Below are 20,886 nucleotides of genomic sequence, written 5' to 3' on the forward strand. Positions count from 1 at the left end.
CATGAAACGAATGATCTTGTCGTCCCTGGTAATGGCCGCGTGTTCGCTGATGACATTCGGCATCGCATCGGCTGCCACGCCCGTCTACGACATCGTCATTCGCAACGGCCGCGTGCTCGACGGCGCGGGCAATCCCTTCGTACGCGCCGACGTAGCGATCAAGGACGGGCGCATCGCGCGCATCGGCAAGATCGACGCGGCCGGCGTGCGCGAAATCGATGCCAGCGGCAAGTACGTCGCGCCCGGCCTGATCGACATGATGGACCAGTCGGGCGAAGTGCTGCTGAAGAACGGCGCTGCCGAGAACAAGCTGCGCATGGGCGTCACCAGCCTGATCGCGGGCGAGGGCGGTACGCCGGTCGATGCGGAGAAGATTCCCGAGTACTTCACCCAGCTTGAAAAGCAGGGCATCGCGGTCAATTTCGGCACTTACTACAGCGCCGCGCAGGCGCGCGTGAAGGTGATGGGCGATGGCGCGGCCAGGCCGACGCCTGCGCAATTCGAGGCGATGAAGGGCCTCGTCGCGACGGCGATGAAGAACGGCACCTTCGGCATCGCGAGCGCCCTGATCTATCCGCCCGACTCTTTCCAGACCACGGACGACCTCATCGCGATGGCCAAGGTCGCGAGCGCCTGCAACGGTTTTTACTCGACCCATATGCGTGACGAGAGCGGCAAGCTGCTCGACGCGATCGACGAGGCCATCGCGATCGGCGAGAAGGGCGGCGTCAAAGTCGAGATCTTCCACATGAAGGCGGCGTGGGCGCCCGGCTGGGGCAAGCTGATGCCCGAAGCGATCGCCAAGATCAATGCGGCGCGTGCGCGCGGCGTCGACGTGGCCGGCGATCTGTATCCGTATACCGCAGGCGGCACCGGCATCGACATCACCGTGCCGAATCATCTGTTCGCCGACGGCGCCGAGCAGGCATGGAAGAAGCTGCGCGATCCGGCGGTACGCGCGCAGTTGAAACGCGAAGTCGCCGCCGGTTCACTGCCGGGCTGGTCGAACCTCGTCGAAGCGGCAGGCGGTTGGGAGCATGTCGTGCTCGCCAACTCGTTCAACGAAAAGTACGCGCAGTATCACGGCAAGAGTTTCGCCGAGATCGGCAAGGCGATGAACAAGGACCCGGCCGACGCGGCCTGGGACATCCTGCTCGACGCGCTGCCGAAGCGCGCGATGGCGCTGTACTTCATGATGGACGAAGCCGACATCGAAACCGCGCTGAAGCAGCCCTGGACCAGCGTGGGCACCGATGCCAGTGCCGCCGAAAAATTCGGCGAGGTCGACGCGCTCGGCCTGCCGCATCCGCGCGCCTATGGCACGTTCCCGCGCGTCATCGCCGAATACGTACGCAAGCGCCACGTGCTGACGCTCGAAGAAGCCGTGCGCAAGATGAGCTCATGGCCCGCCGCGCGCCTCGGCCTCGCCGATCGCGGCGAACTGCGCGAAGGTCTGCGCGCCGACGTGATCGTGCTCGACTACGACCGCGTGCAGGACCGCGCCGACTGGACCCATCCGACCGCGGCGCCCGAGGGCATCGATACCGTGATCGTCAACGGCAAGCTGGCGATCGATGCGGGCAAATACACCGGGGCGAAGAGCGGTGTCGTGTTGAGGCACGCTTGCACGCGCTGATTTGTGCTTCTTTCGCTCGTCATTCCCGCACGCTTTTGGCGGGAATCCAGCGACTTTGCTTTGGTTTTTTTGTTGGTCTAGAAGCAAAGGCTTCCGCTCGTCCTGCGGACGAGCGGGTAACTTTCTTTGCTTGTGCAAAGAAAGTCACCAAAGAAACACCCCCCAGAACATTGCGCCCTACGCGCATCCTGCGCTCCGGGTCCGCGACATCGGCCGGGTTCCGCTAATTGCACATCCGTGTGCAATAGCGGAATCGGCGCGATCCATCGCGCCGACCCTGCGGGCCTTATCGTCCGCTGCCGCCGCAATGTAATGGGGACCCGGAGAAGCCAGGGCAGCGCGCATCGTGCGCGCCGAAGCTAGAGCAAGAAGCAGGCCCTCTGCTTTCGTGGGCGCGCAATTGGTCGTGCCCGGCTCTGCTTTTGACCTGGCTTTTGACCTCGGGTCCCCGTCAGTCGCGGCGAGGGCATGACGGATTCGCCCGTAGGGTCGCGCGCAGGATGCGCGCGAGTTCGCGAATGGACAGGATGTCCATCGAGCGAACCCCGGCATGACCTCGCGAACCCGTAGCGCGTAGCGCGGAGGGCGCGGCTCCCGGGGTGCATTTCTTTGGTTACTTTCTTTGGGCAAGCAAAGAAAGTAACCCGCTCGTCCGTAGGACGAGTGGAAGCTCTGCTCTTAAACAAACCAAAGCAGAGCAAGGGCTGGATTCCCGCTTGACCAGCCCTTCGGCTGTTGAGAGCCGCGGGAATGACGAGCAAAAACTTCGTGCGATCGCAAGATGCCATGCGCGCTAGTCGCGCCTCAACCAAGCCGTCAGCGTTTGTCGTGCCAACACCAATGCCAAGGCTCATAGGCGATGCCGTGCGGATTGCCGCGCGGGTAGCTCAAACTGAATTTGTATGTCCCGGCGTTCTTGCGCAGCCACGCGAACGCCGGTGAACGTTCGAATTCTTCTTCGAGTGCTGTGTAGCCGGGTGTGGTGATGTCGAGCGCGCGGCCGGTGTGGTGCTCGCTGTAGCCTGGTGCGGCGCTGACGCGCAGGATTTCCTGCATCGACTGGCCGCGGTCGAGTTTGCGTTTGAGGATGCCGAGTTGGTATTCGATGCCGCGAAACGCGGAGACGATTTCCAGTTCGACGCCGGCTTGCGCCGCGGCTTCGCGCATGCGCATCCACGCGCGCGCCGCGTGCGGGGCGAGGTACTGTTCGCGTCCTTGCGTATCGCGGCCGATGCTCGCCAGCCGCCGCGGCTCGCGCACGCGGCGCAGTCCGCGCACGCGGCCGTAGTCGCGTGGCACGCCGAGCGCGAACGCGGCGCTGACGAAATCGATTTCGCTGGTCTGGTTCATTGACGATCGGAGTATAGGGAATCGCGCGGCAAATGCCGTGCTCAGCCTTGCGGCATGATCAGGGGCAGAAGCACATGCAGCACGATGTCGGTGCTGAAGTGCGCAGCGATGGCGTGTTCGATACCGTAGCGGCAGAACAGCCAGCCGAACGCGATGCCGCAGACGGCGTTGGCTGAAATGATGCTGATGACGATCGCCGGATTGAGCGGTACTTCCGAGACGGCCGACCAGTTTGGCAGATGCGCCGCGCCGAACAAGATCGCGGCGATGACGATCGCCGTCCAATAGACCGACGGGCGCGGTGACAGAATGCGCGTCGCCAGCCACACGAGGGCGGAGACGAGGAACAGACGGAACGCCGTTTCTTCGACGATGCCGCCATAGAATGACGCGAGCAGCCCCTTCCACGAAGCGGGGATATGGCTCACGTCGATGGCGTCCGCGGGCAGCGGCAGTATTGCCTGTAGCAGGCCGGCTGCGACCGCAGCCACAATTCCGACGACGATCGCCAGAATCCACCGCGATGACGGCGGGGCGGAGGCGCCGGCGAGCCAGCGACGAATTGCCGGGCTGTCCAATCCGAAACGTTGTCCTGCGCGCAAACCGATGTAGGCAAGCAGGGCAATCACGACGAAATTGGCGCCGAACGTCACCAGAATCCCTCCGATCGGCGGCCACGCTTTCTGCGTCATCGCGAGGGCATAGGGCAGGACCAGCAGCGATGCAATCGCTCCGCTCGCGCCGAGTACCAGCGCGATTGCGCCATTGCGATGGTCGGGCCTATCGTTCAACGCAATCTCGTTCACGACTGTTTCGCTCACGGCTGCTTGTCCTCGCTGTCGTCGACCGGGGGAATGCTGTTGCGCATGCGGCCTGCCTTGCGCAGCGCGTCGCGCAGCACGTACTCGATCTGCGCGTTGACGCTGCGCAGTTCGTCGTCGGCCCAGCGCTGGACGGCGTCGAGCACGTCGGCGCTGATGCGCAGCGGATAGGCTTTCTTATCGGCGGCCATTGGTTTTCCGTGCGGCGGGTTTGTCCTGGTAGCGCAGTTTGCCGATCAGGAGTGCGAGCACGATGAGGCAAATGCACACCACAAAAAGGACGGTGGCGATGTTGCGCTTCGAATCATCTTGGAAAAAAGCGTAGAGCGCGATGCCATGCGCGATGATCAGCGCCGCAAGGACGCTGACCATCATGCTCACGAACTGGCCGAGACCCTGGACATCGGAAACCCGCTCCCAGTCCACGCCGTGGACGAGGCCGCGCGGCCCGCGCACACGAATCACGATCGCGAGGATGAGCATCACGATGCCGGCGGCGCTGGCCACGATCAATTCGGTGAGCTTGTCCGTCATGGCACGCCCCGCTTAGTTGTATAGCGTCCCGGTATTGACGATCGGCTGCGTTCCGCGCTCGCCGCAGAGCACGACGAGCAGGTTCGACACCATCGCCGCCTTGCGTTCTTCGTCGAGCTGCACGACGCCGCGCGACTTCAACTGGTCGAGCGCCATCTCGACCATCGTCACCGCGCCTTCAACGATGCGTGTGCGCGCAGCGATGATCGCGCTGGCCTGCTGGCGCTGCAGCATCGCCTGAGCGATCTCGGGGGCGAAGGCGAGGTGAGTGATGCGCGCTTCGATCACCTTGACGCCGGCGCTGGCGAGGCGTTCCTGGATTTCATTCTGCAGATGGTCGGCGACTTCCTTGCCGTGGCTGCGCAGCGAGATGCCGCCCGAGTCGTGCGAATCGTACGGATAACTCTGCGCCATCTGGCGCAGCGCGGACTCGCTCTGGATGTGTACGAAGTCTTCGTAGTCGTTGACCTGGAACAGCGCTTCGGCGGTATCGACCACCTGCCAGACGACGACCGCGGCGATCTCGATCGGATTGCCGTCGAGATCGTTGACCTTGAGTTTGGACGATTCGAAGTTGCGCACGCGCAGCGAGACGCTAGTTTTCGAGTAGAACGGATTGGCCCAGCGCGGACCTGGGTCGCGCACCGTGCCGACGTAGCGGCCGAAGAATTGCAGCACCTTGCCTTCGTTCGGCGCCACGGTGAAGAAACCGCAGAGACAGATGAGCAGGGCGAAGGCGATCAGGATAGCGGCCACGATGATCCACACGCTCTTGCCCTGAACGCCATAGATCAGCCAGGCCACATCGGCCAGCAGCAATACGATCAAGCCGATCAAAGCGGGAATGCCGGATGGCGCGGAAACGGAACGCTCGTTCATGGTGGTCTCTCCTGTGGGTGAGGAAAAGATATCAAAAAGATATCAATTATTCAACAGGTATTCACGACGATCGAAAAATGGTTTTGGTTAGTGGAGAAAATTGATGAAAATCAAATAATAAAAGAGATTATTGAATGTAAAAAAGAGACTGGGCGTCGACGATTGGAAGCTCTCGCGTGTCGAATTGGGCCGCGCTGAGTCGTCTGATTGTTGAGTCGGGACGGAATCTTCGCGACGGCTTTGTTGCTCCCGCTCGGATGCAGGACGTTTGTAGAGTGGGGCGGCTTCCGCTCTTTCCCGGAGAAACGCATGAGCACTTCCTATCGTTGGGTCATCGTCGGCGCCGGCGCGCTGATGACCTGCGTCGCGTTCGGCGCGATGTTTTCGCTCGCGGTGTTTCTCGAACCGATCGCGGCCGAGACGGCGTGGTCGCGCGCGGGCATATCGAGTGCGATGACGCTGAACTTTCTCGTCATGGGCCTCGGCGGTTTCGTCTGGGGCGCGGTGAGCGACCGCTACGGCGCGCGCATCGTCGTGACGATCGGCGCGGTGCTGCTCGGCCTCGCTCTTGTGCTCGCGAGCCGGGCGACGTCACTGCCGTTGTTTCAGGCGACTTACGGCGTGCTTGTCGGCGTTGCCGCGAGTACGTTCTTCGCGCCGCTGATCGCGACCACGATGGCCTGGTTCGACACGCATCGCAGCCTCGCCGTCGCCCTGGTATCCGCCGGTGTCGGCGTGGCGCCGATGACGGTGTCGCCGTTCGCGCGCTGGCTGATCGACGCTCACGGTTGGCGCCCGGCAATGCTGACGATCGGCATCGCCGCCTGGATTTTGCTGCTGCCGGCGACCCTGCTGGTGCGCCGTGCGCCGGCCATTGCGGCCGCCGCACCGACTGACGACGCGGGCGGGCAGGACCAGCGCAGCGCGATATTCGCCGCGCTGCGCTCGCCGCAGTTCATCGTGCTCGGCCTGACCTTCTTCGCCTGCTGCATGGCGCACTCTGGGCCGATCTTCCATATGGTCACCTACGCGATGACCTGCGGCATCGCGCCGATGGCCGCGGTCAGCATCTACAGCGTTGAAGGATTGGCTGGACTCGGCGGCCGGCTCGCGTACGGACTGCTCGCCGACCGGCTCGGGGTCAAGCCGGTGTTGGTCGCTGGGTTGACGATACAAGCGCTGGTGATCGCCGCCTATCTCTTCGCCAGCCGGCTCGATCAGTTCTATGCGCTCGCGGTGATTTTCGGCGGCACTTACGGCGGAGTGATGCCGCTCTACGCCGTGCTCGCGCACGAATACTTCGGGCCGCGCATTCTCGGCACGGTATTCGGTGCGGCGATCATGCTGTCGAGCCTCGGCATGGCCGCGGGGCCGCTGGTCGGCGGCTGGATCTACGACGTCAACGACAGCTACGCGTGGTTGTTCATTGCATCGGCGATGGTCGGCCTCGGCGCCGCGGCGATTGCGCTGGCCTTTCCGCCGCCGGTGCGTGCGCGCGGCGTGCCGGCCTGATGCCGATCAGGGGCGCAGCGGCTCGATCGAATCGATGCGGACGCGCCCGAGGGTGTTGAATCCGGCATAGAACCGCCACGGATCGCCGCTGCCTGTCGACAGCGCGATATGGCCTGCGTCAAAACCTTGCAGCGCGGCGTCGTAACTGCGCCAGCGGCCGTCGACATAGGCCTGCGCCCAGGCGTGCGGCACGAAGACGTTGGATTTACCGGCGTAGCTGTCGATGTAGACGAGGCCGTCGACGACGCGCGTCGGGATGCCGAGCACGCGGCCGAGCGCGGCGAGCAGCACGGCGTGCTCGGTGCAGTCGCCTTCGGGGTTCTTCGCGACTTCGAGCGCCGACGCGTAGCCGACGCTGAGGTCTTTGTTGCGGATGAATTTGCGCACGAAGTCTTCGAGGCTCTGCATCTGCGCGGCCGGCGTCTTCACTGCGCCCGCGCCGTCGTGTGCGAGTTTGACGACTTCGGGGGCTGCGCTTTGCAGCCAGTCGTTCGGCTGTGTGTCGATGGAGGTCGGCTTGGCTTCGCGCGCCGGCGTCGTGTTCGCGGCGCCGAGCGGCGCGATGCGCAGTTGGATCTTGTCGCCGGTCTTCGAAACCTGTTGTTCGTCGGTCGTGGCGAACTGCAGCGGCTCGCCGCTCGCATCGGTGGCGCTGACGACGAGGCTGACGCCGTTTGCGCGCTCTTCCGCGCTCAGTGCGCGCGGCGAAGAGAGCAGGGTGCGCACGAGGATGTCCGATGCCTGGTTCGGCGCCGTCGCGCAGGCCTGCGGGCATGCGAGCATGGTCAGCTCGTAGCCCATCATCGGCACGAGCAGCTTGCGCACCGTGAAGTCGGCCTCGACCCACGACACGGTCCGCGTCGGCGAGCCGCCGAGTTCGATGACCTGTTCGATGCGCACGAGTTCGTGCTTGCCGTCGGGCAGTTCGATCGTCTGCTTATCGGCGACGCGCGAGTCGACCTCGACCGCTTCGAGATTCTCGGCCTGGAACGTGAGCGTCTTGTAGCGCGAGCCGGGCGTGAGCCCGTGCTTCTCTTCGGCGAGGCGCAGGCCTTCGGCGAGCACCGCGCCGCGCGGCCAATCGATAACGCGCGTCTGCTTCGCGCCGCCGACTTCGGTCGTCACTTCGAGCTTGCCGTCGGCGCGGATGACGCCGGTTTGCACGCTTTCGATGCCGGAGATTTTTGTGCGCGACTCGAAGCGCAGCGGTTTGCCGTCGGACGTTTCCTCGTCGGTCTCGCTCGTGCTCATGCCGACCTTGAGGCCGGAACGTTCGATCTCGATCTGCATCGTCTGCACGGTGCGCACGCTGGCGCCGGCGACGGTGCGCGTTGTGTGCATGTGGCCGATCTTGCGGCCGTCGAGCAGGACGCTCATCCAGGTTTCGTCGGGCGGAGCCGCTTGGGCGACGGAGGCGAGCGAAAGCAGGAGGAGAGCGAAGAGGCGATGCAGCATGGATGTTCGCGGAGATCGGGGAAGGCGCAGCATACTAGACCCGATATTGGTGCGTCGCCCTTTCGCTATACTGCGGACGAATCGCAATGACCGGAATCCGCATGAACGATACGACCAGCTTCGCCGTGTTTCTATTTCCGCAGGCGATCGAAACGCTTGGGCCGGTGATCAAGCCGTATCTGACCGACGTGCCCGCGGTTGGACCGCATATCGTCTGTTCGGAGGTCGATCCGGCCGGCCCGTTCTTCACCCTGACCGTGCAGGGGCGCAGCGCCGATGGCCGTGCGGTCGAAGCGGAACTGCTGGTGCCGCATGCCTTCATCAAACTCGTCGTGTCGCTGCACAGCGAGCACGGCTTCGGTTTCGGTGTGCGCGAAAAGGCGGTGGCGGCACCCGCTCCCGCTCCCGCTCCGGTCGTGGCGCCTGCAGCGCAGACATAGAATTCGCGTTGGGAGCGCGATTTATCACGCGCTGCTTTCCTGCATCGCAAAGAGAAAGAACGCCGCGCGAAACGGATGAGCGTGTTCGCGCGAGGCGCGCGAACGCCGCAGCCTTACGACAAAACTTTCCAGCCCTCCGCCGTCAGCAGCTCCAGCGGGCGGAATCGCGCTTTGTAATCCATCTTCGCGTGGCCTTCGATCCAGTAGCCGAGATAGACGTGCGGAAGCCCGCGTTCGCGCGCGATCTCGACCTGGCGCAGGATCGCATGCGTGCCGATGCCGCGCGCTTCGTGGGCAGGATCGTAAAACGTGTAGACCGCGGACAGGCCGGTCGTAGTGATGTCGGTGACCGCGACGGCGAGCAGTTCTCCGGCAGCATCGCGCAGTTCGATAAACGACGTCGGACTCCACGCGGTGTAGAGAAAGCGCGTGAAGTCCTGCGGATCGGGATTGTCCATGCCGCCGCCCGCGTGGCGCGCGTCGAGATAGCGCCGGTACAGAGAAAAATATTCGTGGCTGTAACGCGCGGGCACCACGCTCAATTCCAGGTCGGCGTTGCGCTTGAGGTTGCGGCGCTGGCTGCGATCGGGACTGAATTGCGCGACCGGAATGCGCGCCGGCACGCAGGCGCGGCATTGCGGACACTGCGGATGGTAGACATGGCCGCCGGCGCGACGGTAGCCGCGCGTCAGCGCGTGCGCGTACATGCGCGGCAGATGCGGCGCCGAAGGATCGATGACGAGATTCTGCGCCGTCCGCTCGGCGAAGTAGCCGCAAGGATGCGGCAGGGTCTGAAACAAGCGGACGGTTTCGGACTTCATGGGCTTATTTTATGCGATCTGCGGGGATTCTGAACAAGTCCAGAAGGTCCGCAGATTACCGGCGGCTATCGCAGATCAAGCGCCTCGCGCTCGATCGGGCGCTGCCCGGTCCTGGTGCGCAATGGGTTCGCACGTTTGAAACAGTTCGCGATCACGCTGTTGCGCGCTTTCTTCTGTGATCGCGAGCCTCGGGAGCGGCCATGCTCAGCCGCACTTTTCAGCGACGGCTTCCGCTCCGGGCGTCCCGGCTCGAATCGATCAGGCCCGCGCCGCAACCTCGTCGATATGCAGAAGCAAGTCGGCCGGATCGGCGTAAACACGAAATGCGCCGGCCTTACTGAGTTCGTCTTCACCGTAGCCGCCGGAAAGCAGGCCCACGCCGAGGCCGCGCGCGCGCTTGGCCGCGATCATGTCCCAGATGCTGTCGCCGAGAATGAGCGAGTCGCGGATGTCGACGCCGAGGCGTTCGGCCGCGGTGAGAAACAGATCCGGGTCGGGCTTGGCGTATTTGACCTGGTCGCGCGTGACCACGGGCACCTTGGCTGGATCGATGCCGAGAGAGGCGAGATTGTGCCCAGCGGTTTCCATGCGTCCACTCGTTGCGATCGCCCAGGGGTTGCCCTGCTCGGTGAGGTAGTCGAGCAATTCCCGCGCGCCGGGCAACGGACGCACGCTGCTCGACAACTCCTTGTAAGCCGCGGCGTGATTGCGGCGCAGGCGGTCGAAGCGTTCCGGCGTGGCGTCGAGTCCGGTCTCGCGCAGCAGGATATTGGTGAACAGACCGCCCGACATGCCGATCTTGCGATGAATGCTCCACACGGGAATCTGGATGCCTTCGGCGTCGAGCGAGGTCTTCCAGGCGAGCACGTGCTGGTACACGCTGTCGATCAGGGTGCCGTCGAGGTCGAAGAGGAACGCGGTCTTGGTGCGCGACATGATGATTGAGCCCGATGGAAGAATGCGGTCGACGGCGGCTGTGTTGCGATCCTCGCGGTTGGATGATCGCGAAGACACCCGATTGCGGAAATGTCCCGTCGCTAGAATATCTTGATGATGCCGAGCCAGTTCAACATCAAGAGCAGGCCGATGGCGATAAGCAGCACGGTGCGGATGTTCCAAACGAAGCGCGAACGGCGCTCGGTCGGCGTACGCTCCTTGTTGCGCGACTGTTCGAGTTCTTCGGCGTAGCGCGTCGGCGGCTCGATGCCGATTTCGCGCAGCATCGCGCGCGCGCGCGCCTGATCTTCTGAATGTACGACCCAGACCTGCGCCCAGCCCTCGCGATTGGGTTTCGTCGCGTAGCTCGGGCCCTTGTAGTCGTGGCCGGCGTAGTTGCTGCGATTCGTCACCGAGGTTTCGATGCCGGCATCGCGCAGCAGCGCGACGACGCGGTCGACGTTTTCGTTGCGGGCGGAAGTGTAAATCTGCCTCATAGTGCTCGGTGTTTGCTCGAAAAGTGCGAAGAGGATGACGGTTTGCCGATCTCGACGATCGGCGAGGATCGCTCGGCTACTTCTTGTCCTCGACCAGCCGCATCATGCCTTCCTGAGCGGCCGAGGCAACAAGGCGGCCGTCGGCGGAAAAAATCTGCCCGCGTGCGAGGCCGCGCGCGCCCTGCGCGGTCGGGCTGTCGAGCGCGTAGAGCAGCCAGTCGTCGGCGCGAAACGGACGGTGGAACCACATCGCATGATCGAGGCTCGCCAGATGCACGTTGCCGTTGAGCCAGGAAATTCCGTGCGGCAGCATCGCCGTGCCGATCAAGTTGAAGTCCGAGGCGTAGGCGAGCATCGCACGATGCAAGGCCGGTGAGTCGCCGATGCGATCGATCAAGCGAAACCAGATGTGCTGCTTCGGCGGCAGCTTGCCCGGATTGAAGTCGTCGCGCGGTTCGACATAGCGTAGCTCGAACGGTCCACGGCTGCCGAGCCAGCGTTGCAGCTTGACCGGCAATTTTTCCAGTTCCTGCGGCGACAGCGCTTTGCGCGACGGCAGCACGTCGGCCAGCGGTACGTCGGGCATCGCGGTCTGGTGCTCGAAACCCGGTTCGTCGATCTGGAACGAAACCGTACAGTTGAAAATCTGCTCGCCATGCTGGATCGCGATCACGCGGCGCGTAGAGAAACTGCGCCCGTCGCGCGTACGCTCGACGTTGTAGACGATCGGCGCGGCGATGTCGCCTGCGCGCAGAAAGTAGGCGTGCAGCGAATGCGCGCCGCGGTGATCTTCCACCGTCTGCTGCGCAGCCGACAGCGCCTGGCCTAGCACTTGGCCGCCGAACACGTAACGTGTACCGATGTCGCGGCTCTGGCCGCGGAACAGGTTGTCTTCGAGACGCTCGAGGCCGAGCAACTCGACCAGTTCGGCGACGACGGGGTTAGTCATGCGGACTCCGCTCTGTTGCGAACGCACATTCTAACGTAGAGGTGTGGTTTCGCGTCTTCGACTTTGCTTCGTCTTGCGGTGGGGATGTTCTTGGCAGTCGAGTGTGCTCGCTTGTCATTTCCGTGGAAGCTGGGCTTTTAGCAGCACAGGGGGTGCGGTTGGGCTTACGCCTTTAGCTCGTCATTTCCACATGGGCTAGGGTGGTTGTCGTTTTTTGCTCGTCATTCCCGCGAAAGCGGGAATCCAGCTTTCGCTTTTGCTCGTCATCCCCGCATGCTCTTAGCGGGGATCCAGCGACTTTGCTTTTTTGCTTTCGTTTGAGAGCAAAGGCTTCCGCTCGTCCTGCGGGCGAGCGGGTCACTTTTCTTCAGCAGCGAAGAAAAGTAACCAAAAGACGCCGCCCCAGGACATTGCGCCCTGCGCGCATCCTGCGCTCCGGGTCAGCGACATCGGCCGGGTTCCGCTAATTGCACATCCGTGTGCAATAGCGGAATGCGCGCGATCCTCGCGCGCACCCTGCGGGCCTTATCGTCCACTGCCGCCGCAATGTAATGGGGACCCGGAGAAGCAGAGCAGCGCGCATCGTGCGCGCCGAAGCAAGAACGACCTTCGCGGGCGGCGGCTTTTGATCTGTCTTTTGATCTCGGGTCCCCGTCAGCCGCGACGAGGGCGTGACGGATAAGCCTGAAAGGTCGCGCGCAGGATGCGCGCGAGTTCGCGAATGGACAGGATGTCCATCGAGCGAACCCCGGCATGACCTCGCGAACTCGCAGCGGAGCTGCGAGCGCGGCTCCCGGGGCGGCGTTTCTTTGGTTACTTTCTTGTCGCTGTAGACAAGAAAGTGACCCGCTCGTCCGCAGGACGAGTGGAAGCCTTTGCTCCTAAAACCCATAGAGCCAAAAGCAAAGTCGCTGGATCCCCGCCAAGAGCATGCGGGGATGACGAGCGAAGGAAGCGAGAGCGGCGCGACGAATCGCGCCCTTACGGCCGAAGGCGAGCAAGCCCCGCCGCAGGCACAATTTCGTTCCACGGAAACAGCGGCCCTGGATCCTGCCGTCGCCGCAACATGATTTTCGGATCGTCGCTCGCCGGTTCGAGGCGCGTGTCGAGGTCTTCGTGGCCGGCGACATAGCGCAGGCTCGGAATGTCGTGACGGAGTTTCTGCAGCAGCGCGAGCAGGGATTGGATCTGCTCCTTCGTATACGGCACGGTAAATGCTTGGTGCCGGCTGTCGCCCCAATGCGGATAGCGGCCGACATTGAACATCTCGATACCGATCGAGCGCGTGTTCCAGCCTTTGGTGTGGTTGGCGACATGGTCGGGCGCGACGAAGCGGTATACCGCGCCGGCTTCGGTGATGTAGTAGTGACCGCTGTTGCCGGTGCCTTTTTCGGGGTAATGCACGCGCTCGCCGAATTCGCGCGTCATATTCATGTCAGGCAATTCGGTGCAGTGGATGACGACGAGATCGATTGCCGAGAGCTCGCGATGATTGAGCTGGGCCGCGTAGGGCAGCGGCCAATCGTGGACGACGAGATCGGGAGGTGGGGCGGCGATGGGCATGCGCGCAGTCTCGCACGCGTGCGGGAGGCCTGCCAGCGGCATGCGATAATCGGCACATGAAACCCTTCCTGATACTTTCGCACGGCCTCGAAAGCGGCCCCGAGGCGACCAAGGTGACGGCGCTCGCTAAGATCGCCGAACCGCTCGGCTTCCGCAGTGTGCGCCCCGATTATCGCGATCTCGACGTTCACCGCGACGTTGGCCGGATCGACGAACGCATCGCCCGGCTCAAGTCGCACGCGCCGGCGGATGCGCCGGTCGTGCTCGCCGGATCGAGTATGGGCGCGTTTTCCTCGGCGCTCGCTTCAACCGGGCTGAACTGCATCGGCCTGTTTCTGATCGCGCTGCCGCTGGCGATTCCCGGCTATGCACGCACCTTCGAGGCCGCGCGCGTGCCGACCGCGCTGATGCACGGCTGGGAAGACGAGCTGTGTCCGGTCGATGCCGCCATCGCGTTTGCGCGCGGCCGCGGCGATGCGATCACGCTGCTGCACGACGACCATCGCCTGAGCAATCACGTCGATTTCATCGCCGAACAATTCCGCCTGTTTCTGGGGCAGTTCGCTTGAACGCGGAGAATCCCGGCGCACGCAAGTTCTTCGCGACATGTCCGAAGGGCCTCGAATATCTGCTCGTCGACGAGTTGAAGGCGCTCGGCGCCGACGATGCGCGCGAAGCCTTGGCCGGCGTGCATTTCAGCGGCGGACTCGAACACGGTTATCGCGCCTGTTTGTGGTCGCGCCTGGCCAGCCGCGTATTGATGCCGATCACGGAGTTTGCCGTCGCCGACGGCGACGCGCTTTATCAGGGCGCGCTTACCGTCGATTGGAACGAGCATTTCGGCAGCGACGCGACGTTTGCGGTCGATGCGGTCGGCAGCACGAATGGCCTGACCCACACTCAGTTCGCCGCGCTGCGCGTCAAGGATGCGATCGTCGATCAGTTCCGCGAGCGCGGCGGCGAGCGTCCGAGCGTCGATACCGAGCAGCCGTCGGTGCGAATCAATCTGGTGCTGCGCAAAGGTCAGGCGATCCTCAGCATCGATCTGGCCGGCACGCCGTTGCACCAGCGCGGCTATCGCCTCGGTAAAGGCGTGGCGCCGCTTAAGGAAAATCTCGCCGCGGGCATGCTGCTGCGTGCCGGATGGCCGGCGGTGTATGCCGGCGGCGGCGGTCTGGTCGATCCTATGTGCGGTTCGGGCACGCTCCTGGTCGAAGCCGCGCTGATGGCCGCGGACATCGCGCCCGGACTGCGTCGCGACTATTTCGGTTTCTTCGGCTGGCGCGGCCACGATGCTGCACTGTGGAAAACGCTGCATGACGAAGCGCAGGTGCGTGCGCGCAGTGGCGCGCAGGCGCTGCGGCCGGCCTTCTTCGGCTTCGATCGCGACGCCAACGTGCTGCGCGAGGCCGTGCACAACGCGCAATACGCGCAGATGTCGGGATTCATCCATCTCGGCAAGCAGATGCTCGAACATTTGCGTCGGCCGCAGGAATTGCCGATGCCGGGCTTGGTGATCTGCAATCCGCCCTACGGCGAGCGCATGGGGTCGGACGCGGGCCTTGTCGATCTGTACCGCCTGCTCGGCACGAAGCTGAAAGCCGAGTTTCCGGGCTGGCGCGCGGGCGTGATCACGTCCGACGAGAATCTCGCGCGCGCGATCGGCCTGCGCGCGGACAAGAAGTACAAGCTCTACAACGGCGCGCTTGAATGCGTCTTTCTCAACTTCGACATCGCCGCCGCCGATGCACCGAAGCCCGAGCCGAAGCCGCTGTCGGCAGGCGCGCAGATGGCGAAGAACCGCATCGAGAAAAATTACCGGCATCTGCGCAAGACCGCCGCGCGCGAAGGCATCGAGTGCTGGCGCGTCTACGATGCCGACCTGCCCGAGTACGCGGCGGCGATCGATCTGTATCGCGAGCATCCGCGCAACGGCGGCGCACCGCAGGATTGGCTGCATATACAGGAATACGCCGCGCCGGCGAGCGTCGATGAGAATCTCGCGCGGACGCGCCTGCGCGAACTCGTGCGCGCCGCGGGTGAGGCGCTCGGCGTACCGCGCGACCGCGTCGCGCTGAAGCAGCGCCGCCGCGGCAAGGGCGGCGAGAAGTACGGCAACCTCGACCACCGCGGAGAATTTTTCGAAGTCGGCGAGGGCGGGCTGCGTTTTCTCGTCAATCTCTGGGACTACCTCGATACCGGATTGTTTCTCGACCACCGCCCGTTGCGCGCACGCGTGCGCGAACTTGCCCGCGGCAAGCGTTTCCTCAATCTGTTCTGCTACACCGGCAGCGTCAGCGTGTACGCGGCGGCGGGCGGCGCGATGGAGACGACCAGCGTCGATCTGTCGCAGACGTATTTGGAATGGGCGACGCGTAATTTCGCCCTCAATGGTTTCGCCAATCAGCAGCATAGGCTGGTGCGCGCCGATGCGCTTGGTTATCTGCAGAATCATTCGGCGATGTACGACTTGATCTTCGTCGACCCGCCGACGTTCTCGAACTCGAAGAGCGCGGACGATTTCGACGTGCAGCGCGACCATGCGCGCCTGCTCCAGCTTTGCGCCGAGCGTCTGCTGCCCGGCGGCACGGTCTTGTTTTCGAACAATTACCGCCGCTTCAAACTTGACGAGGCGGCGCTCGGCGCCTTTGCCATCCGCGACATCAGCGCGGGCACGATCCCGTTCGATTTCGAGCGCAATTCGCGCATCCACAAAGCCTGGGAATTGACGAAGAAATAACGCTGTTCAGTTTGGTGTCGAGCGGGCCCGATCTAGGCTGAACGGTTCAGGGAAATGCGTCGATTTTTCAGAGTCGATTCAGCCGAAAAACCGCAGCATGCACCTGCGGCCAATCGGTCGCTCTTGTACTAATCGGAGCAGCATCATGAACTTCAGCAAGCGTGGTTTTCGTGCGATGGCTTTCGGCCTGGTCGCCGTGGCCGGGCTCGCATTCGCGTCGGTGGCTTCGGCGCGCGATCACTTCAGCCTCGGCATCAGCGTGCCGGGCCTGTCGATCGGCGTTGGTTCGCATCACACCTACGTTGGCGTCGGTGGCGGTTACTACGGTGGCTACGGCGGTGGTTACTATTCACCGGCCTATTACGGGCAGACCTACTATGCGCCGGCGCCGGTGTACTACCCGGCATATCCGAGTTACTACAGCGCGCCGGTCGTCTATCGCAGCGGCTATTACGGCGGTGGCTACAATCGCGGCTACTACCGTGGGTACAACCACGGTTATGAGCGCGGCTACTACCGCGGTCGCGACGCCGGGCGCGGCGGTTACTATGATCGCGGCGGCTACTACCACCGTTGACGGGTTACCCGGCGCCTGCCTTCCCCCAAGTTTGAGCGTCGGTCTGCGGCCCCGCTGCTTCGGCAGCGGGGCTTTTATTTGCGCGAATATTCGGTGCATCCCGAGCGGTGCGGGATGAAAAGCCGGGGCAGGCCAACTTTCGGCAGGCTGGCCGTCTTCAATCCGTCACATTATGATGCCGACTATTCTTTCGATACGGATACCCAGTGACTCAACCGCAACCGACGCCGCCCACCACGGGTTCGCAAGCCTGGCTGTTTTTCCGCCAATGGCTGAAGAACCCCCTCAGCATCGCCGCGCTCGCGCCTTCGGGTACGCAGTTGGCCGGGCTGATGACGGCGGAGTTGCCGGACGGCACGAAGCGCGTGATCGAACTCGGCGCCGGTACCGGCGTATTCACGCGCGCACTGATCGATGAAGGCATCGCGCCGGAGCAGTTGCTGGTCGTCGAATTGAATTCCGAACTCTACGAGCATCTGCGCGGCCGCTTCCCGAATGCGCAAGTCGTTTGCGGCGACGCCTGCGAGCTGACCAAGATCGCCGCGGAAAAGGGCTTCGCCCGCGCCGGCGAAGTCGATGCGGTCGTCAGCGGCCTTGGCCTGCTCAATATGTCGCGCGATCTGCAGCGTTCGATCATGCGCTCTGCGTTCGACGTGCTCAGGCCGGGCGGCTCCTTCATCCAGTTCACCTATTCGCCGAAGCCGCCGCTCGCGCGCGAGCTGCTCGACGAACTCGGCCTCTCGGTTCGCCGCGGAGGCTTCGCCTGGCGCAATATTCCGCCGGCGTCGGTGTTCGTGTTTTCGCGCAATCGTTCGGAGCAGATGCACGCCGTCAGAAGCTGAGGCGTCCGGTTCAGACTCCGTTTTCGCCGCGGCCCGCATAGTCCGCGGCATCGGCAAGCGGAGGGGCGGCATGAACCGTATATGCGTGCTGGCTTTGGCGGTGCTTGGTGCAATGAGCATCGCGGCAACTGCGATTGCACAATCGCAATGGGTCATCGGTAGCGGTCGCAGTTATCAAGTACAGGGAACGGGCGACGCCGCAGGCGAGCAAGGGGCGACCGTGACGCTGCGATCCGGCAATGGCGAGCCGGAAAAATTCGGCGCTTCGCTCGCGCGCCTCGATGCCTCGCCTTACCGAAACAAGACCATCGCGCTTTCTGCCGATCTCGACACGCGCGATGCGCAGCAGGGCGCCGGCATCTGGCTGCGTGCGGACGGCGCCGACGGAAAGCTGGCGTTTGCCAATTCACAGCGGGAGCCGGTGTTCGGAACCGTGTTGAATGTGCATCGCCAAGTGCAGATCGACGTTCCCGAGCAGGCGACGGTGCTGGTCTTCGGCACGTTGCTGAGCGGCAACGGCGAAGTCGTCGCGCATAAGCTGCGCCTTACTGCGATGAAACCCGAACCGACTGCCCAGGTGGCGCCGGACCTCGTCCTCGATGCGGCCATCCGCACCGTGCGTGAACACGCTTTGCATGCCCGCGACGTCGACTGGCCACAAGCCGAGCCCGAAATCCGCGCAATGGCGAAGAACGCGAAGACCTCGAAAGACGTTTATCCGGCGATTCGCGCGCTGCTCGCGAAACTCGGCGATCATCACAGCATGCTGCTCGAACCGCAGGCATCGCGTCGGTTCGCCGAGGGTGGAGCGCCGAGTTCGATGCCGATTGTCGAATTGAAGCCGGACAATATCGGCTACATCGAGATGCCGGGTTACTCGGGTGTGGAGGCGAAGGCGCAGGCCGAATTCGTCGGCGGTATCGTCGATGCCATCGGCAAGATCGCCCCGCAGGCGCACTGCGGCTGGATCGTCGATCTGCGCAGAAACGTCGGCGGCAACATGTATCCGATGCTCGGATCGCTGCGACCCTTGCTCGGTCCAAAACCGCTAGGCAGTTTCCGCCACGCGAACGGCGAGTCGACTCCGTTCACCGCCGTGAACGGGCCAGCCGCATCGCCGCGCGTCGGGCCGGATCTGCAATCGGCGCCGATCGCCGTGCTGACCGGGCCGCAGACGGCCAGCTCCGGCGAAGTCGTGGCCGTTGCATTCCGCGGCCGGCCCAATACGCGCTCGTTCGGCGCGGCGACCGCCGGTCTGAGCACCGGCAATCGGACCTTTTCTCTGGGAGACGGCAGCATGCTCGCGCTGACCACAGTCGTCGATATGGATCGCGACGGCCACGTCTACGGCGGCAAGATCGAACCGGATGAGACCGTCGCGCCAGCCAAGCAGGGCGGCGCGGACGAAACGCTGGCTGCCGCTGCGGCATGGCTTGTGCGTTCGCCGAGCTGCAAACGCTGAAATCGGGGTGCTTTTCAGGCGCGCTGCGCGAAAGGCGCGGATTTACGTTATACCCGCTTGTTTGCTGTACGAGTCGCGACGGGGCGAATCGCGCCTCTCCGCCGATCCGATTTAGAATGGCCGCCTCTGCACCGAGACGAGGCCTGCCATGAACGCTCCCACCCGCATCGACACCGCGCGCACGATCCGCGCGCCGCGCGGAAACATCCTTACGTGCAAAAGCTGGCTGACCGAAGCCGCATTCCGCATGATCCAGAACAATTTGGATCCGCAGGTGGCGGAAAATCCGCACGAACTCGTCGTCTACGGCGGCATCGGCCGCGCCGCGCGCAACTGGGAATGCTTCGACGCGATCCTGCGTTCGCTGCGCGAATTGAACGACGACGAAACCTTGCTGATCCAGTCGGGCAAGCCGGTCGGCGTGTTCCCGAGCCATGCCGACGCGCCGCGCGTATTGCTCGCGAACTCCAACCTCGTGCCGCACTGGGCGACCTGGGAGCATTTCAACGAACTCGATAAAAAGGGTCTGATGATGTACGGCCAGATGACGGCCGGCTCGTGGATCTACATCGGTTCGCAGGGCATCGTCCAGGGCACTTACGAAACCTTCGTCGAGCTCGGTCGTCAGCACTACGGCGGTTCGCTCAAAGGGCGTTGGATACTGACCGCGGGCCTCGGCGGCATGGGCGGCGCGCAGCCGCTCGCCGCGAGCCTGGCCGGCGCCTGTTCGCTCAACGTCGAATGCCAGCAGAGCCGCATCGATTTCCGCCTCAAGACGCGCTACGTCGACGAGCAGGCGCACGATATCGATGACGCACTCGCGCGCATCGAAAAGTATACAAAGTCGGGCGAGGCGAAATCGATCGCGCTGCTCGGCAATGCGGCCGAAATCCTGCCCGAGCTGGTCAAGCGCGGCGTCAAGCCCGACGCGGTCACCGATCAGACCAGCGCGCACGATCCGGTCAACGGCTATCTGCCGATCGGCTGGAGCGTCGAGCAGTGGATCGAGCGGCGCGCAACAGACCCGAACGGCGTGCGCGACGCGGCGAAGAAGTCGATGCGCGTACACGTCGAAGCGATGCTCGCGTTCCACGCGCAGGGCATCCCGACGGTCGACTACGGCAACAACATCCGTCAGATGGCCAAGGACGAAGGCTGCGCGAACGCGTTCGATTTTCCCGGTTTCGTCCCGGCCTATGTGCGCCCGCTGTTCTGCCGCGGCGTCGGGCCGTTCCGCTGGGTCGCGCTGTCGGGCGATCCTGAGGACATCTACAAGACCGATGCGAAGGTGAAGGAGCTGATTCCCGACGATCCGCATCTGCACAACTGGATCGACATGGCCCAGAAGCGCATCGACTTCCAGGGCCTGCCGGCACGCATCTGCTGGGTCGGCCTCGGCCAGCGCCACCGTCTCGGCCTCGCGTTCAACGAGATGGTGCGTAAAGGCGAACTCAAGGCGCCGATCGTGATCGGCCGCGACCACCTCGATTCCGGTTCGGTCGCAAGCCCGAACCGCGAAACCGAAGCGATGAAGGACGGCTCCGACGCGGTCAGCGACTGGCCGATCCTCAATGCGCTGCTCAACACGGCGGGCGGAGCGACCTGGGTTTCGTTCCACCACGGCGGCGGCGTCGGTATGGGCTACAGCCAGCACAGCGGCGTAGTCATCGTTTGCGATGGCAGCGAAGCCGCGGACAAGCGCATCGCGCGCGTGCTCTGGAACGATCCGGGCACAGGCGTGATGCGGCATGCCGATGCGGGCTATGAGATCGCGCAGGCTTGCGCCAAGGAACAAGGCCTGAAGTTGCCCATGAGTTGATTCGGGCGAATCGTGCCTGATCGACGGCGTGCTGGCTTTCACTCTGCTCGATC

The 20,886-nt window shown here is 63.8% G+C and carries 20 protein-coding genes; 9 read left to right on the forward strand and 11 right to left on the reverse strand.

Annotation, left to right across the window (positions count from 1 at the left end; translation table 11 throughout):
• Position 1: 1 nt before the first annotated feature.
• Positions 2–1,636 (forward strand): amidohydrolase family protein, encoded by a 1,635-nt coding sequence (locus tag FFS30_RS19115; RefSeq protein WP_137914787.1) that lies wholly within the window; start codon positions 2–4, stop codon positions 1,634–1,636.
• 816 nt (positions 1,637–2,452) lie between these two features.
• Here FFS30_RS19115 and FFS30_RS19120 read toward each other — a convergent pair.
• The 5 genes from FFS30_RS19120 to FFS30_RS19140 are packed head-to-tail and all read right to left on the reverse strand — an operon-like array spanning position 2,453 to position 5,220.
• Positions 2,453–2,986: a M15 family metallopeptidase gene (locus FFS30_RS19120; RefSeq protein ID WP_137914788.1), complete on the reverse strand. Its 534-nt coding sequence runs from the start codon at positions 2,984–2,986 to the stop codon at positions 2,453–2,455.
• Positions 2,987–3,027: 41 nt separating this feature from the next.
• Positions 3,028–3,807, reverse strand: coding sequence for a CPBP family intramembrane glutamic endopeptidase (locus tag FFS30_RS19125; RefSeq protein ID WP_137914789.1), 780 nt, complete (start codon positions 3,805–3,807; stop codon positions 3,028–3,030).
• Positions 3,804–3,998 carry an Arc family DNA-binding protein gene (locus FFS30_RS19130; RefSeq protein WP_137914790.1) on the reverse strand — a complete coding sequence of 65 codons (195 nt, stop codon included), beginning with the start codon at positions 3,996–3,998 and terminating at the stop codon, positions 3,804–3,806. Before FFS30_RS19130 ends, FFS30_RS19125 begins: the two co-directional genes overlap by 4 nt.
• Positions 3,985–4,341 (reverse strand): hypothetical protein, encoded by a 357-nt coding sequence (locus tag FFS30_RS19135; RefSeq protein WP_137914791.1) that lies wholly within the window; start codon positions 4,339–4,341, stop codon positions 3,985–3,987. The genes FFS30_RS19130 and FFS30_RS19135 overlap by 14 nt, the downstream gene beginning before the upstream one ends.
• Before the next feature lie 12 nt (positions 4,342–4,353).
• The gene (locus tag FFS30_RS19140; RefSeq protein ID WP_137914792.1) at positions 4,354–5,220 is read right to left on the reverse strand and encodes an SPFH domain-containing protein; all 867 of its coding nucleotides are present in this window, start codon (positions 5,218–5,220) and stop codon (positions 4,354–4,356) included.
• Positions 5,221–5,529: 309 nt separating this feature from the next.
• Here FFS30_RS19140 and FFS30_RS19145 point away from each other — a divergent pair, with 309 nt between their 5' ends.
• Complete coding sequence (locus tag FFS30_RS19145) at positions 5,530–6,732, forward strand: MFS transporter (RefSeq protein WP_137914793.1); 1,203 nt, start codon at positions 5,530–5,532, stop codon at positions 6,730–6,732.
• 6 nt (positions 6,733–6,738) lie between these two features.
• On the opposite strand, the gene FFS30_RS19150 is transcribed toward FFS30_RS19145, so the two are convergent.
• A complete protein-coding gene (locus FFS30_RS19150; RefSeq protein ID WP_171014738.1) occupies positions 6,739–8,187 on the reverse strand; it encodes a transglutaminase-like domain-containing protein in 1,449 nt (482 codons plus the stop codon).
• Positions 8,188–8,288: 101 nt separating this feature from the next.
• On the opposite strand from FFS30_RS19150, the gene FFS30_RS19155 reads away from it, so the two are divergent.
• Positions 8,289–8,627: a hypothetical protein gene (locus FFS30_RS19155; RefSeq protein WP_137914795.1), complete on the forward strand. Its 339-nt coding sequence runs from the start codon at positions 8,289–8,291 to the stop codon at positions 8,625–8,627.
• A gap of 113 nt (positions 8,628–8,740) precedes the next feature.
• Here FFS30_RS19155 and FFS30_RS19160 read toward each other — a convergent pair whose 3' ends face one another.
• The 5 genes from FFS30_RS19160 to FFS30_RS19180 all read right to left on the reverse strand — a co-directional run bounded on the left by FFS30_RS19160 (position 8,741) and on the right by FFS30_RS19180 (position 13,393).
• Positions 8,741–9,448 carry an arginyltransferase gene (locus tag FFS30_RS19160; protein WP_137914796.1) on the reverse strand — a complete coding sequence of 236 codons (708 nt, stop codon included), beginning with the start codon at positions 9,446–9,448 and terminating at the stop codon, positions 8,741–8,743.
• Positions 9,449–9,706: 258 nt separating this feature from the next.
• On the reverse strand, positions 9,707–10,384 hold the full coding sequence (locus FFS30_RS19165) for an HAD family hydrolase (protein ID WP_137914797.1): 678 nt from the start codon (positions 10,382–10,384) through the stop codon (positions 9,707–9,709).
• Positions 10,385–10,485: 101 nt separating this feature from the next.
• Complete coding sequence (locus FFS30_RS19170) at positions 10,486–10,881, reverse strand: DUF2007 domain-containing protein (RefSeq protein WP_137914798.1); 396 nt, start codon at positions 10,879–10,881, stop codon at positions 10,486–10,488.
• Between the two features lie 76 nt (positions 10,882–10,957).
• Positions 10,958–11,830: an acyl-CoA thioesterase II gene (gene tesB / locus FFS30_RS19175; protein ID WP_137914799.1), complete on the reverse strand. Its 873-nt coding sequence runs from the start codon at positions 11,828–11,830 to the stop codon at positions 10,958–10,960.
• A gap of 981 nt (positions 11,831–12,811) precedes the next feature.
• A complete protein-coding gene (locus tag FFS30_RS19180; protein ID WP_137914800.1) occupies positions 12,812–13,393 on the reverse strand; it encodes an N-acetylmuramoyl-L-alanine amidase in 582 nt (193 codons plus the stop codon).
• A gap of 56 nt (positions 13,394–13,449) precedes the next feature.
• Between FFS30_RS19180 and FFS30_RS19185 the strand changes: the two genes are divergently transcribed.
• The 6 genes from FFS30_RS19185 to hutU all read left to right on the forward strand — a co-directional run bounded on the left by FFS30_RS19185 (position 13,450) and on the right by hutU (position 20,833).
• Positions 13,450–13,962, forward strand: a complete 513-nt coding sequence (locus tag FFS30_RS19185; protein WP_137914801.1) for an alpha/beta hydrolase — start codon at positions 13,450–13,452, stop codon at positions 13,960–13,962.
• Positions 13,959–16,133, forward strand: coding sequence for a bifunctional 23S rRNA (guanine(2069)-N(7))-methyltransferase RlmK/23S rRNA (guanine(2445)-N(2))-methyltransferase RlmL (gene rlmKL, locus FFS30_RS19190; protein ID WP_137914802.1), 2,175 nt, complete (start codon positions 13,959–13,961; stop codon positions 16,131–16,133). Before FFS30_RS19185 ends, rlmKL begins: the two co-directional genes overlap by 4 nt.
• A gap of 145 nt (positions 16,134–16,278) precedes the next feature.
• Positions 16,279–16,710 (forward strand): hypothetical protein, encoded by a 432-nt coding sequence (locus FFS30_RS19195; RefSeq protein WP_212742521.1) that lies wholly within the window; start codon positions 16,279–16,281, stop codon positions 16,708–16,710.
• A 206-nt stretch (positions 16,711–16,916) separates the two neighbouring features.
• On the forward strand, positions 16,917–17,552 hold the full coding sequence (locus FFS30_RS19200) for a methyltransferase domain-containing protein (RefSeq protein ID WP_212742522.1): 636 nt from the start codon (positions 16,917–16,919) through the stop codon (positions 17,550–17,552).
• 70 nt (positions 17,553–17,622) lie between these two features.
• Positions 17,623–19,014, forward strand: coding sequence for a S41 family peptidase (locus FFS30_RS19205; RefSeq protein ID WP_137914803.1), 1,392 nt, complete (start codon positions 17,623–17,625; stop codon positions 19,012–19,014).
• Between the two features lie 148 nt (positions 19,015–19,162).
• Positions 19,163–20,833, forward strand: a complete 1,671-nt coding sequence (hutU, locus tag FFS30_RS19210; RefSeq protein WP_137914804.1) for a urocanate hydratase — start codon at positions 19,163–19,165, stop codon at positions 20,831–20,833.
• Positions 20,834–20,886 lie beyond the last annotated feature (53 nt).

This window comes from Rudaea sp. 3F27F6 (assembly GCF_005503555.1).
In the GTDB taxonomy this organism is placed as follows: domain Bacteria; phylum Pseudomonadota; class Gammaproteobacteria; order Xanthomonadales; family Rhodanobacteraceae; genus Rudaea.

Bases quoted from the DNA above. Each gene is read 5' to 3' on its own strand.
- FFS30_RS19115 (WP_137914787.1), top strand. From the start codon at position 2: ATGAAACGAATGATCTTGTCGTCCCTGGTAATGGCCGCGTGTTCGCTG.
- FFS30_RS19120 (WP_137914788.1), bottom strand. From the start codon at position 2,986: ATGAACCAGACCAGCGAAATCGATTTCGTCAGCGCCGCGTTCGCGCTC.
- FFS30_RS19130 (WP_137914790.1), bottom strand. From the start codon at position 3,998: ATGGCCGCCGATAAGAAAGCCTATCCGCTGCGCATCAGCGCCGACGTG.
- FFS30_RS19135 (WP_137914791.1), bottom strand. From the start codon at position 4,341: ATGACGGACAAGCTCACCGAATTGATCGTGGCCAGCGCCGCCGGCATC.
- FFS30_RS19140 (WP_137914792.1), bottom strand. From the start codon at position 5,220: ATGAACGAGCGTTCCGTTTCCGCGCCATCCGGCATTCCCGCTTTGATC.
- FFS30_RS19145 (WP_137914793.1), top strand. From the start codon at position 5,530: ATGAGCACTTCCTATCGTTGGGTCATCGTCGGCGCCGGCGCGCTGATG.
- FFS30_RS19150 (WP_171014738.1), bottom strand. From the start codon at position 8,187: ATGCTGCATCGCCTCTTCGCTCTCCTCCTGCTTTCGCTCGCCTCCGTC.
- FFS30_RS19155 (WP_137914795.1), top strand. From the start codon at position 8,289: ATGAACGATACGACCAGCTTCGCCGTGTTTCTATTTCCGCAGGCGATC.
- FFS30_RS19160 (WP_137914796.1), bottom strand. From the start codon at position 9,448: ATGAAGTCCGAAACCGTCCGCTTGTTTCAGACCCTGCCGCATCCTTGC.
- FFS30_RS19165 (WP_137914797.1), bottom strand. From the start codon at position 10,384: ATGTCGCGCACCAAGACCGCGTTCCTCTTCGACCTCGACGGCACCCTG.
- FFS30_RS19170 (WP_137914798.1), bottom strand. From the start codon at position 10,881: ATGAGGCAGATTTACACTTCCGCCCGCAACGAAAACGTCGACCGCGTC.
- tesB (WP_137914799.1), bottom strand. From the start codon at position 11,830: ATGACTAACCCCGTCGTCGCCGAACTGGTCGAGTTGCTCGGCCTCGAG.
- FFS30_RS19180 (WP_137914800.1), bottom strand. From the start codon at position 13,393: ATGCCCATCGCCGCCCCACCTCCCGATCTCGTCGTCCACGATTGGCCG.
- FFS30_RS19185 (WP_137914801.1), top strand. From the start codon at position 13,450: ATGAAACCCTTCCTGATACTTTCGCACGGCCTCGAAAGCGGCCCCGAG.
- FFS30_RS19195 (WP_212742521.1), top strand. From the start codon at position 16,279: ATGAACTTCAGCAAGCGTGGTTTTCGTGCGATGGCTTTCGGCCTGGTC.
- FFS30_RS19205 (WP_137914803.1), top strand. From the start codon at position 17,623: ATGAACCGTATATGCGTGCTGGCTTTGGCGGTGCTTGGTGCAATGAGC.
- hutU (WP_137914804.1), top strand. From the start codon at position 19,163: ATGAACGCTCCCACCCGCATCGACACCGCGCGCACGATCCGCGCGCCG.